Origin of the sequence: Bowmanella yangjiangensis, assembly GCF_018531185.1 — a bacterium.
Taxonomy (GTDB): domain Bacteria; phylum Pseudomonadota; class Gammaproteobacteria; order Enterobacterales; family Alteromonadaceae; genus Bowmanella; species Bowmanella yangjiangensis.
Genome location: NZ_JAHDJU010000002.1, coordinates 355,412 through 367,652 on the forward strand (window position 1 = coordinate 355,412; position 12,241 = coordinate 367,652).

The window sequence follows — 12,241 nt, forward strand, 5'->3', positions numbered from 1 at the left end:
AAACGTAAGATGAACGTTCATTTCTTCATCAATTGATTCTGATGTTCAATTTGCTGCAATGGTTTCTCGGTATTTTGCTGGTGTGGGCGGGCTTATCTCTGGCACCTATGGTCAATCACATGGCCCCGCATCCCTATTATCAGGCTGATGGCTTTGAAGTTATTGCCCATGGCGCAGGCCAGGGACTAAGGCCCAAGAACACCTTGGAAGCTGCAAAACACGCCTGGCAATTGGGCGCAGATGTGATTGAGATGGATATTCATGCCAGTTGGGATAAGCAATTGCTCGCCCGCCATGATGAGACGGTGGATTCAACGACTAATGGTCAGGGGCGCATTCGTGATATGACCTGGGCGCAGTTGCAAGAATTGGACGCAGGCTTTCAGCATCTGCCGGAACAAGACTTCCCCTATCGTGGTAAGCAAGTGCGGATTCCTGCCTTAAGAGACATTTTCAAAACCCTACCCAAGGCGCGCTACATGTTGGAGATCAAACCCAATGATCGACAAGTGAGTCAGTTGCTTTGCAATTTGATCAACCAATACGGCATGCAGCACCAAGTGTTGGTGACTTCTTTTCACTCCGATGCACTGCACGCATTCCGGCGAGGTTGCCCTTCGGTGGCCACCGCTATGACCAAAAATGAAATAACCTGGTTTGTGCTACTGGAGAAAATTGGCCTGTCACATCTGTTCCCGGTTAGAGGTCAGGCTGTTCAAGTTCCAGAATATTGGTCAGGGGTGAAAGTCTTATCGCCATCCTTAGTGGCGGCTTTGCACCAGCGAGGGGTGAAAATTCAAGTTTGGACAGTCAATGACGTAGAAAAGATGGTGCAATTTAAAGCTTTTCAGGTCGACGGGTTGATAAGTGATTTTCCGGATAGGGTGTTAGCTTTATCTGACGAGCATAAAAAATAATCAGTCTTTAGTTGTAGTGCTGCGCATGCTTGAAAAAAAGCAGCTATGCTATTGTTTCTAATAACTTATAAGCACATGTCGGCGGCTTTAGGAGCTACCGACGCACGCCATCCGAGGGGTACTGCATGTTAAATCGTTTGAGCATTCGTCAGCGTCTATGGAGTATTTTGGCTGTTGCCATTGCAGGCCAACTGGCCTTGTGTTTGCTGATATTAAACGGACTTAACAATACCATTTTGGAAGAGAAGCGCCTGACCACCCGGTTTTTGGCCGAATCCATTGAAGGTCTGCTGGACAATTACCGTTCCAGGGCGCAAAGCGGTGAAATCAGTATGGAGGAAGCGCAGCGCTTGGCTTTAGGGACCCTGAAGACGATGCGTTACAAGGATGACGACTACTATTTTGTTATCGATGGTGAAGCAACCATGTTAATGCATCCTTTCCGCCCGGATTTAGATGGCACCAGCGTTGATGCTTTCCAGGACAAAGAAGGTAACCGTCTGTTCCACGATATGGTGGTTGGTGTGCGAGATGATGGCGTGCACACAGTGCAGTACAACTGGCCCAAGCCGGGCCAGTCAGAGCCCGTCCCTAAAATCACCTTTGTAAAACTCTATCAGCCCTGGGGCTGGATCGTCGGTACCGGTATTTATATTGATGATGTAGCAGATACCTTCTGGGCTGCGGCATTTAGAATGTTGGAAATTGCCTTGGTCATAGTGGTTATTTTGGCCGGGTTGATTTATTTGGTATCCCGCAGTGTGCTGAGGCCTTTGCATAATGTTGTTGGGGCCATGAAAGACATTGCCCAAGGTAAAGGTGACTTGACGGTCAAGCTTACTGTTGAGGGAGAGGATGAGCTTTCCAGGCTGTCTGACTATTTCAATCAGTTTGTACTGAAGATCAGAGAGTTGGTCAAAGAAGTAGCGGATTCCGCTACCTCGTTGGCTGACTCTGCCCGGCAATTAACGGGAGCCACGGAAGAGATCCGGGCCGAGAGCCAGCAGCAGTTAATGGAGACCGATCAGGTAGCCACAGCCATCACCGAAATGAGTGCGGCGGTATCGCAAGTGGCCGGTAATGCGGAACAGGCCAATCATTCTGCCATGCAGGCTGAGCAACTGACCAACCAGGGTAACCAGGTGGTAGAGCGTTCGCGGGGCAGCATTCAGCAGCTAAGCCAGAATGTGCAGCAAAGCGCTGAAGTGGCGAAAACCCTGTCGGCGGCAGTGGTGGATATCAGTAAAGCCTTGGGGATCATCAACAATATTGCCGACCAGACCAATCTATTGGCTTTGAATGCGGCTATTGAAGCAGCGCGAGCAGGTGAACAAGGACGCGGATTTTCGGTAGTCGCCGATGAGGTGCGTACCCTGGCCCAGCAGACACAGGATTCCACCCGTGAAATTGCGGTGATCATCAATAATCTTCAGCAAGACACCAATAAAATGACCAGCTCGGTACAGCAAAGCCTGGAACAGGCCAATAATACTGTGAGCCTGTCGGATGAGGTGAAGGATGCGCTGGATCAGATAAATCATGCGATAGGCTTGATATCTGAAATGAACTCACAAATCGCCACCGCCGCTGAAGAACAAAGTGCAGTGGCCCTGGAAGTTGATAAAAACGTACATAATATCAATAGCTTGGTTCAGCAAACTGCCAGAGGTATTGAAGATTGTGACCAGGCCGCTCAGGTACTGACGAACTTGAGTCAGGGCTTGAGCAGACTGGTGAGTCAGTTCAGGGTTTAAATACGATGACCAGCGTTTAGGGTAGCAGTATCGCCGAGCCGGTCAGTTTTCGCGCTTCCAGATCTTTATGTGCCTGGGCCACATCAGCTAATGCGTAACGCTGGCCGATCAGGGGTTGAAGCTTATTTTGTTGCACCATAGCAAACAGCTCCTGACACATAGTTTCCAGATCCTGTCGCTTGGCAACATAGTCAAACAACCGTGGCCGGGTAATGAATAAGGAACCTCTGCGCGTCAGCTCACTAAGTGCAAACTCTGGTACTGCGCCGGAGGCATTGCCGAACGACACCATCATGCCAAGCGGGGACAAACAATCCAGGGAATCCTGAAATGTGCTTTTACCCACACTATCGTATACCACAGGTACACCTTCGCCATGGGTCAGTTCTCTGACACGCTCAACGAAGGACTCCTGATTATAATTAATCACTTCGGCACAGCCGTTGGCTTTGGCCAGTTGCGCTTTTTGTGCGTCACCGACTGTTCCTATCATGCGCACGCCCAGGGCTTTGGCCCATTGGCAGGCCAGCAGTCCTACCCCGCCAGCGGCAGCATGAAAAAGTATGGTTTGGCCTGCTTGCACTTGATAAGTTCGCCGCAGCAAGTATTGCACTGTCAGGCCTTTAAGCATTATGGCGGCGGCTGTCTCAAAACTGATGTCATCAGGCAATTTTACCAAGTTAGCCGCTGGCATAACCCGCACTTGGGCATAGGCTCCCGTAGGGCCACCTGCGTAGGCGACGCGATCACCAGGCTGAACAATATCCACGCCTGCTCCGACTGACTCCACTTCACCTGCGCCTTCCAAGCCCAGACCACCAGGCAGAGGCTGTGGATACAGACCGGTACGAAAATACACATCAATATAATTCAGGCCGATAGCGTGTTGGCGCAGGCGTACTTCGCCAGGCCCAGGTTGACCGGGATCCTGGTCGACCAAATCCATCACTTGCGGGCCACCGGTTTGACTGATGCGAATTTGTTGTGTCATCTGCAGTTCCTTGGTTGACTAGGACTTAATCCAGATTCCATTGCCAAATCTGGCAAGTGGTAATGCCGGTGCGACGGATAGCGTGTCGATTCTTTTCCGCTTCGCGTTTGCGCTCAAAGGGACCCAGAATTACCCGATACCAGCGACCATTGGCGCCATCACTGGGGCGAACCTGAGATTCCAAGCCTGCAAAAGCAATTTTAGCGCGCATCTCCTCGGCTTGCTGCTGCTGGCGGAATGAACCACATTGCATCAGCCAGCGAATGCCGTCATCAACTTCGGCCGGTACGTCTACTTCTACGGTCTGATTAGGCAGTACTTCAATAAATTCCCATTCTTCCTCGGGGGGCTTGGGGAGATCATCCTTCTTCGATTCCTGCATTTTAACGGCAGCCGGCTCGGCAACCTTTCCCTGCTTAGCGCTGCCATTGATGTTCCACAGAAAATACGCAAAACCTGCAAAAAGCAGCAAGGTGATAACAATGCGAAGCCAGGGTAAAGGTGGCTTGGGAGGCGGTGTTTTATTGGTTCTGCCCCGGGATACATAATCTTTGTGTGCCATGTGTCAGCGTTAACCCTAAAAAATGCAGCGGAGCAAGTGTACTGCTGTTTTATGAAGAATGTGGTTGGGAGATGCTCCGTCTGCCAGATTCTACCTGTTGTCACCCTACAAGCAAATCAGGTGAAGTCCTGAGGATCCATATCCAGCGACCAGCGTACTTTATTTGCCAAGGGTAGTTTCTCTATTTGCGGCATCAAACGATTGAGTTGTTGTTGGATTCCGGTACGTAAAGTGGATTGCAGCAGTAACTGCATGCGATAGCGCCCCTGGCGCTTTTCCATTAGTGCGGGGATAGGCCCTATGGCAGCCATTTCCGGGCCGGGGCTGAGTAGCTGACGGACCTGCAAGAGAAAATCATGGGCCTGGGCAGCATGGTTGGACTCGGCCCTGAACAGGGCCTGATAGCTAAAGGGCGGCAATGCAGCGAAGCGTCTTTCCTTCAGTGCCAGGCGCGCAAAGTGCTGATAGCCATTGTTCAGTAAATCCTGTAGCAAGGGGTGGGATGGATGGTGCGTCTGTAACCACAATTCGCCCTGAATATGGGCTCTGCCGGCACGCCCAGCTACCTGGGTAATCAGCTGGGCCAACTTTTCTGCGGCGCGATAATCGGCACTAAAGAGTGCGCCATCAACATCCAGAATGACGACCAGCGATACATTGGGAAAGTGGTGGCCCTTAGCCAGGATCTGGGTGCCGATCAGCAGTTGGTAGTTACCTTGGTTAATATCTTCGAGTAGCTGGTGAAGTTTTTGTTTACCCCGGGCGGAATCACTGTCTATACGAGCGGCCGGATAGCCAGGGAACAGACTGGCGATACCCTGTTCGAGTTGTTCGGTACCTAAACCAACGGGTTGCATGGACGATGCACCGCATTGCTGACAGCTATGGGGTATGTGTTTGGCATCGCCGCAATGATGGCACTGTAACTTATTCATACCGCGGTGCAGGGTATAGCTACGATCACAACGGCGGCACTCTTCAACAAAGCCACATTGGTGACAGATAAGTGCAGGGGCATAGCCACGCCGGTTAATAAACAGCATAACCTGGTTGCCCTGCTGCAGGTGTGCCTGAATGCGATTGCGCATGCCCTGTGCCAGCCCATACTCAAGCTGCTGGCCCTTTAGATCCAATAGCTGATGCTGCACCGGCTTGGCTTGTCCGGCACGCTGGCGTAACAGCAGATGCTGGTATTTATCGGTCAGGGCATTGTTCAGACTTTCCAGCGATGGGGTGGCACTGCCTAGTAAGAGTGGAATATTTTCCAGCCTGGCCCTGACCACAGCCATGTCTCGGGCATGGTAGCGCCAGCCATCCTGTTGTTTGTACGAGCCATCGTGCTCTTCATCAACTATGATCATGCCCGGGTTTTTCATAGGCGTAAAAATTGCCGAGCGGGTACCAATGACAATGCCCAGCTCACCACTGCGGGCTTGTCGCCATACCTGCATGCGTTCATTGTCGGTCAGCCCGGAATGCAGTATGCCCACATCCAGACCAAACCTGAGTTGAAAACGGCGTACGGTTTGTGGAGTGAGGCCTATTTCTGGTACCAAAATCAGTACCTGCTTGCCTTGTCTGAGCAATGGCTCAATGGCTTGCAGGTAAACTTCGGTCTTGCCTGAACCTGTCACGCCTTCCAGCAGAAAACAGCGGAATGTTTCGTTTTGATGGGCGATGGCGCTGATAGCCAGGGATTGTTCCAGATTCGGTCTGGGCTGCTCTGCCAAAGAGATATGCTCGGGCCAATCCAGCTTGGCTTTTACCGCCAGGTTGGTGGCTTCGATTAAGTCCTTTTCCTCCAGGGCACGAAATATGGCGGCGGAATAATGCTCCGATAGCGTCTGGTGAAGCTGTGGGCCCGGTTTTAAGGCGATAAGTAAGGCTTGTTGTTTTGCTGCCCGTTTTAAATCCTGTGGGTCGAATTGTTGACCCTTGTCGGTCAGTTGCCAGGCCTTTTGCAGAGCATCCTGAGTCAAACCTTTGCGCAGGTTAACCGGTAAGGCGGTAAACAAAATATCACCAAGAGGATGCTGATAATATTGGCTGGCCCAGCTCAGCCAGTCCAAGAACAACTGGCTGACCACTGACTCTTCGTCCAGCAAGGTGTCCACTGCACGTAGCTTGTCGGTTGGCATGTCACTGGCTGACTTACAACGCATAACAATCCCCACCAACTGTCGACGCCCAAACGGCACCAGTACCCGGGCGCCGATACAGGGCACCATGCCTTCGGGTAACAGGTAATCAAAGTGGCCTCGCATCGGGACGGGCAGGGCTATTTCAGCAAATCCTAGGGTCATATCCGTTTCGGTGTTGGGACGGCTACCGTGGCGACAAAATGAACAAAAGCTTGAACCGTCAGAGGGGATACATTAATATGCGCGCCTCCCGGCGGCAAGCCGCCATTTTTGTAAATAGCGTATGGTTCCGATCAAGAACAGAAATCTTGGATCGGGTGGCGATACGGCCTGTTGATGAGGTAATCCCATGAAACAAGGTATCCATCCTGAGTATCAGGAAATCACTGCAAACTGCTCTTGCGGAAACAAAATTGTGATCCGTTCTACTCTGAAGAAAGACATCAACCTGGACGTATGTTCAGAGTGTCACCCTTTCTACACTGGTAAGCAGCGTAACGTTGACACCGGTGGCCGTGTAGATCGCTTCAACAAGCGTTTCGGTGCATTGGCTAAGAAATAAGCCCAGCAGATTGCAAGAAAAGGCGCCAGATGGCGCCTTTTTTGTTGCTCATTATCCTGTCTCTAATAACACAGACGAAAGTCGCGTTGCATATAAAAGATAGACATGCCCTAGATAGATTTGGTTATGCCGAATAGCGGTCTGATCTGATATGTTGTATACCGGTGTTGTGATAGATTCCACACCCGTTCCTGCCAGCGTTCAGGGATTGATAACAATAATATTCCTTACTCGTACCCATACAGATTCACTCAGAGGCAACTATGTCTGACTTTCGTCAAAGAGCACTGAATTATCATGCCAGCCCCGTCCCCGGAAAAATCAGTATTGAACTGACCAAGCCCGCCGAAAGCGTCGGCGATCTGGCCCTAGCATACAGCCCTGGTGTGGCTGAGCCGGTCAAGGAAATTGCCGCAGACCCGGACAATGCATACAAGTACACGGCCAAAGGCAACCTGGTCGCGGTCATCTCAAATGGCACCGCGATTCTTGGTCTGGGTAACTTAGGACCTCTGGCATCAAAACCGGTGATGGAAGGTAAGGCCTTATTGTTTAAACGTTTTGCTGGTCTGGATGCGATCGACATTGAAGTGAAGCATCGCACTACGGATGAATTTATCAATACGGTAGCCAATATTGCCGACACCTTTGGCGGTATTAACCTGGAAGATATCAAGGCACCTGAGTGTTTTGAGATTGAGCAGGAACTGATTAAACGCTGTCGTGTGCCGGTATTCCATGATGATCAGCACGGAACCGCTATTGTGACCGCCGCTGGTATGCTTAATGCCCTGGAAATCCAGGGTAAGCATATTCACGATGTCACTATAGTTTGTATGGGCGCTGGCGCTGCCGCTGTGGCCTGTATGGAACTGCTGATTAAATGTGGCGCGCAGCGTGAACGCATTTATATGTTGGACAGAAAAGGCGTAATTCATACCCGCCGTGACGATCTGACCACGCACAAGCAGTTGTTTGCCAATAACACCGACAAGCGCACTCTGGAAGATGTGATGCAGGATGCCGACGTATTTGTTGGTGTATCTGGTCCTGATGTGCTGCCGCCTGAAGCGTTAAAATTGATGGCACCTAATCCGGTGGTATTCGCTTGTTCAAACCCTGATCCGGAAATCAAGCCTGAACTGGCGCATGGTGCCCGTGATGATCTGATCATGGCTACCGGTCGTTCGGATTACCCTAATCAGGTAAACAACGTGCTGTGCTTCCCCTTTATCTTCCGTGGTGCACTAGATGTACGCGCTTCTACCATTAACGATGAGATGAAGGTTGCGGCGGTGGAAGCTATTCGTAGCATCGCCCGTGAGCCTGTGCCTGAGTCGGTGCTAAAAGCGGCGGATGTGAAAGAGCTGAACTTCGGTCGCCAGTATATTATCCCCAAGCCCATGGACCCGCGTTTATGTCAGCGCGTGGCCAAAGCTGTTGCTCAGGCGGCCATTGAGACCGGCGTATCGCCTTTCGAAGCGCTGCCTGACGGCTACATGGAATAAATGTTCCTGGGTTTTGCATAAAGAAACGCCGCCACTCGCGGCGTTTTTTATATGTAAAAACAGACCCTGCCAGCCACTGCTATCGGGTATATGTTTTTGCTGGGTGTAGATTGCACCAACCAAGGTTAACCTTGGCATAAATTGTCCCTATGCACGGCACGTTAGGGCAAAGTAGGTTACCATCCCGCAACTAAACTAAAAGAGCGAGCTTGGTGAGCACCTATCAATTTGGCGAATTTGAATTCGATCCAGATCAGTTAGTCTTAAAACAACATGGCCAGATCGTTTCGCTTAACGAAAAGGCCTGTTTGTTACTGGCGTTGTTGTTGGAGAATCGGGATAAGATCCTGAGCAAAGACACTATTTTAGATAAGGTTTGGACGAACAGGGTTGTCACTGAGCAGGTGATTTTCCAAAACATCAGTTTACTGCGCAGTATATTTGGTGAGACCGCCATTAAAACCTTTCCTAAAAAAGGGTATCAATGGCAATCCCCTATTATAGATAACCGCCATCAACCTACTGAAGTTACTGGCCAGGATAAGAATAAAGATTTAGCGCAAGTGCCCAAGCCGTTTGGAGGTTTGTCCAGACCGGCTGTTTATGGATTGGGTATTGCAATACTGCTTATCGTCTCGGTGCTTTGGTACAGACTCTATACTTTGTCACCCCTAGCGGCGCTGCAACCAGAGCAAATATTTGTCCTTGCTCCAGCCGCGCAGGAATTTAGGGTACAAAATCTTCAAGCCGGCCCGTCGGCACAAGCACTGTTTGACTCGCCTCATCGCACTTATGCTCAGACAGCCAACGCAGAAGAGTTACTTGTTGCTACCAAAAACTTTCCGGTGAAAAGCGGTGTGGTGGTCAGTTTCATTTTTCAGGGGCCGCAGCGAAGTTGGCAGGACTATATTCTGGTCAAGACTGCCGAAGAGGCGCAGCACAAGCTCAGTGCTGCTGTCCTGGCATTGCGCGACGGTAACTATTTTAGTTTGTCTCATCCGCAGCAGGCCCTTTCCGTATTGCAGATGCGTCAAAATGATCTTGGTGCAGAACAGGCCAGGTTATATATGGCGCTGGAAGAATACGACAAGGCAGCTGCGCTGGTGGAAAGACAGCTACTGGCGCCGGACAATAACCTGGAGAAAGCCTTGTATCTATGGCTCAAAGCCCAAATTGCCATGGAGAACAAGCAATTCCCTGTGGCCAGAGCAAGTATCGAAGCCGCTTTAACTATTCAGGAAGCTGTTGAGGTCGCCCCCCTAAAAGCACAAATGCTGATGACCTTATCCTGGAGTCTGCTGGTGGACAACGACCTGCGTCAGGGCATGCAAGTATTGAATAAGGCGGTTGCCAGCGCCAGAGCAGCGCGGGAACCATTGTTGGAGCTGAATGCACACCGCATCCAGGCTTTTATGGCATCAAAAGCCGGGCAGACGGAACTCGCTTTTACCCAGATGGGCCTCGCCACTCAGCTGATCAGCTTAAATCAGTTGGCTGATGAACATCTGGTGTTACTACTCAGTACACAAGCCTGGATGGCCGGGCCAGGAGGGGCCGCTAACGGTTTTTATCAGCAAATTTTGAGCAGACCATTTACGCCACAATATCAGAAGGATTTTTATATTGCCGCCAAACAGCTCAGGCAAAGCTATATTCAGCAGCAGCGCTGGGATGAGGCACTGGCCCTGATTTCCCCCTGGCAAAGAGACTCATTTCAGTCTCTGACAAGGGCATCAGTGTTGTTGGCGCAACAGAACAGGGCGGAAGGGATCAAGGAAGCCCTGCAAAGCTTTCAAATCGCGCAGTTAGCGCAAAGTAAAACCGATGCCTTGGATAGCGCCTTGTTGCTTTTACAGCATGCACAAAGCGGCGATACCATGGTCGACACTGTGGGGTTGAAAAGCTACCTGACCGCGCATGCCACCCGCCGTTGGCGCGACCAGAATAGCAGGGCATTGGATGCTGCAATACGCTTATCTAGCAGCGAATTGCAGCCTAATTAATGCCGAGTTGCTGATGCTACTGCACATCCCCTTTTGCTGTTGGTTTTTGTAAGGTGAATTCCAGTCCGGCCAGCATCCAGCGGTCAAATCCCTCGCGCATTACCTGTAGTTGCAAGCTGTGCTGGCCTTTTTCAAGATACACAGAATGTCGATTCGTTGTGTTCTCTGCTTGGCGCTTATAGCTAATCTCTGCCAGTAAGGTAGCGCCATTCCATAAGGTAAAGAAAGTACCATTCTGGAAGGTGCGACCTTGATAGCTGAGTTGATACTCTCCTGATTCTTCCACCTTAACCAGGAAGGTCATGCTCACCCTTTCCTGCGCTGTTACAGGGTTGGTTTTGAAAACATAGTATCGCTCTGGGCGCGTCTCAGTGGGGGCGGCTCGGTAAAGCACCACACCGTTCAGACTGGCTACATTTTGCATCTCTAGTTTGCCCGGAATGTCAGTAATAACCGGAGGGTGCGGAATCAGCAGTGGTTCGCTGGGTAAACTGGATTGCTCATCATTGGCGGCCACCAACAGGAAGCTGGTTCCATTGGCTACTGCATCCAGTTCCAGGCTTGACTGCGAGCTGTCCACCTGAGTTAACTTGGTATATTGATGTTGATAAAACCCGCCCATCAGATGCGCTTGAGGGTAAACCGACTGATAGATATCGTAGCGAGTTACACTTTTGTCCGTTACGGGTTGCCAGCGCAACTGATACCTGGTTTCACCCAACTGCACAATGTGACCAAAGCGTGGTGTCATTAGCAAATTGTCTTTTTCCACAAGCCGTTGCTGCTGGGCCTGCTTTAAAGCTGCAGTGAAATGGCTGTCGTCCGAAGTCGCTGGGGCCTTATCTGCAGCGAGCCTGAATCCAATATCAGCGGACACATTCCACCCTTCCCGCTTGGCCCGGCCTCTGAACGTATGGGGGCGGGCGGGGTAATGCCAGTTACTGCCTCGCAGACCATAGAATTCACACTGATTTTCTTCTTGGAACGCGGATGTGTCCAGTTGGTAACCTTTGTCGCTGTAGCAGGAGTTGACCATCTCCAGCACATTCCCTGTCATATCATGCAAACCAAAGGGGTTGGCCTTGTATTGTCCGACAATGGCGTTGTAGGCCTCCCCATCTTCACAAGGAGACAAGCCCACAAAGCCAATATTGCTTAACCCATACAACTGATTATTAACCGATTCACCGGTAAAGTCCGCGACGTTCCCATACTCACATGCTTGTGCACCGGTCGGGTCATCTCCCCAGAAGAAGCGGCTTGTGGTACCAGCCCTGGCGGCATACTCCCATTCTTGCTCGCTGGGTAATCGATAGGATGTACCGGTTTTCTGGCTTAACCACTTGGCATAGGCTTTGGCGGTTGTCAGAGAAATGCAGGTAACGGGCTGATAATCGTTGTGGCTGTAGCGATGTTTGTCCCATCGTCCTGTACCAATGTGGGTTGGCCCCCTTAACCCTTCCTTATCAATAAAGTCGTTACAGGTGGCGTCGGGTGAGAAGTTGGTGTCTTTAGCAAAGTAGCGAAACTCGGCGACAGTCACCGGGTATTTTGCCAGTTGAAAGGCCTCAACAGAGACCTCGTGAATAGGCTGGCTGGCCGGGTCTCCCCCTGTTGTGCCCATCATGAATTTGCCCGCCGGAATCTGCACCATCGGAGGGACGATATATGTCTCAACCCATGCTCTTGGCTCTGGAATACTCGCTAACATCAACATACTGATGAGTGAAAAAGATGACCCTACCATCAGGCTTCCTCGTGTTTATAAAAAATCGAAGCGAGAAATCTAGAAAAATGCCCGGC

Annotated in this window: 9 protein-coding genes; 5 read left to right on the plus strand and 4 right to left on the minus strand. The window is 50.8% G+C overall.

All coding sequences use genetic code 11. The features are described 5' to 3' along the window. Positions 1–41: 41 nt before the first annotated feature. Both KJY73_RS11170 and KJY73_RS11175 read left to right on the plus strand, forming a co-directional pair. Entirely contained in the window at positions 42–917 is an 876-nt protein-coding gene (locus KJY73_RS11170) for a glycerophosphodiester phosphodiesterase (RefSeq protein WP_214343851.1), read from the plus strand. A 125-nt stretch (positions 918–1,042) separates the two neighbouring features. Further along, positions 1,043–2,671, plus strand: a complete 1,629-nt coding sequence (locus tag KJY73_RS11175) for a methyl-accepting chemotaxis protein (RefSeq protein ID WP_214343852.1) — start codon at positions 1,043–1,045, stop codon at positions 2,669–2,671. Positions 2,672–2,687: 16 nt separating this feature from the next. Here the strand turns inward: KJY73_RS11175 and KJY73_RS11180 are convergent, their stop codons facing one another. The 3 genes from KJY73_RS11180 to priA form a co-directional block, all read right to left on the minus strand. Further along, positions 2,688–3,662, minus strand: coding sequence for a quinone oxidoreductase family protein (locus tag KJY73_RS11180; RefSeq protein WP_214343853.1), 975 nt, complete (start codon positions 3,660–3,662; stop codon positions 2,688–2,690). A 25-nt stretch (positions 3,663–3,687) separates the two neighbouring features. Then, on the minus strand, positions 3,688–4,224 hold the full coding sequence (locus KJY73_RS11185) for an SPOR domain-containing protein (RefSeq protein WP_214343854.1): 537 nt from the start codon (positions 4,222–4,224) through the stop codon (positions 3,688–3,690). Between the two features lie 116 nt (positions 4,225–4,340). After that, entirely contained in the window at positions 4,341–6,527 is a 2,187-nt protein-coding gene (gene priA, locus KJY73_RS11190) for a primosomal protein N' (protein ID WP_214343855.1), read from the minus strand. A gap of 187 nt (positions 6,528–6,714) precedes the next feature. On the opposite strand from priA, the gene rpmE reads away from it, so the two are divergent. The 3 genes from rpmE (at position 6,715) to KJY73_RS11205 (ending at position 10,438) form a co-directional block, all read left to right on the plus strand. Beyond that, positions 6,715–6,927, plus strand: a complete 213-nt coding sequence (gene rpmE, locus KJY73_RS11195) for a 50S ribosomal protein L31 (protein ID WP_206594609.1) — start codon at positions 6,715–6,717, stop codon at positions 6,925–6,927. A 263-nt stretch (positions 6,928–7,190) separates the two neighbouring features. Then, on the plus strand, positions 7,191–8,435 hold the full coding sequence (locus tag KJY73_RS11200; RefSeq protein ID WP_214343856.1) for a malic enzyme-like NAD(P)-binding protein: 1,245 nt from the start codon (positions 7,191–7,193) through the stop codon (positions 8,433–8,435). 212 nt (positions 8,436–8,647) lie between these two features. Continuing rightward, complete coding sequence (locus tag KJY73_RS11205) at positions 8,648–10,438, plus strand: winged helix-turn-helix domain-containing protein (protein ID WP_332874193.1); 1,791 nt, start codon at positions 8,648–8,650, stop codon at positions 10,436–10,438. 16 nt (positions 10,439–10,454) lie between these two features. On the opposite strand, the gene KJY73_RS11210 is transcribed toward KJY73_RS11205, so the two are convergent. Next, entirely contained in the window at positions 10,455–12,185 is a 1,731-nt protein-coding gene (locus tag KJY73_RS11210) for a formylglycine-generating enzyme family protein (protein WP_214343857.1), read from the minus strand. Positions 12,186–12,241 lie beyond the last annotated feature (56 nt).

What these genes read in the sequence shown, in the direction of transcription:
- KJY73_RS11170 (WP_214343851.1), top strand. Translation starts at nt 42, where the DNA reads ATGTTCAATTTGCTGCAATGGTTTCTCGGTATTTTGCTGGTGTGGGCG.
- KJY73_RS11175 (WP_214343852.1), top strand. Translation starts at nt 1,043, where the DNA reads ATGTTAAATCGTTTGAGCATTCGTCAGCGTCTATGGAGTATTTTGGCT.
- KJY73_RS11180 (WP_214343853.1), bottom strand. Translation starts at nt 3,662, where the DNA reads ATGACACAACAAATTCGCATCAGTCAAACCGGTGGCCCGCAAGTGATG.
- KJY73_RS11185 (WP_214343854.1), bottom strand. Translation starts at nt 4,224, where the DNA reads ATGGCACACAAAGATTATGTATCCCGGGGCAGAACCAATAAAACACCG.
- priA (WP_214343855.1), bottom strand. Translation starts at nt 6,527, where the DNA reads ATGACCCTAGGATTTGCTGAAATAGCCCTGCCCGTCCCGATGCGAGGC.
- rpmE (WP_206594609.1), top strand. Translation starts at nt 6,715, where the DNA reads ATGAAACAAGGTATCCATCCTGAGTATCAGGAAATCACTGCAAACTGC.
- KJY73_RS11200 (WP_214343856.1), top strand. Translation starts at nt 7,191, where the DNA reads ATGTCTGACTTTCGTCAAAGAGCACTGAATTATCATGCCAGCCCCGTC.
- KJY73_RS11210 (WP_214343857.1), bottom strand. Translation starts at nt 12,185, where the DNA reads ATGGTAGGGTCATCTTTTTCACTCATCAGTATGTTGATGTTAGCGAGT.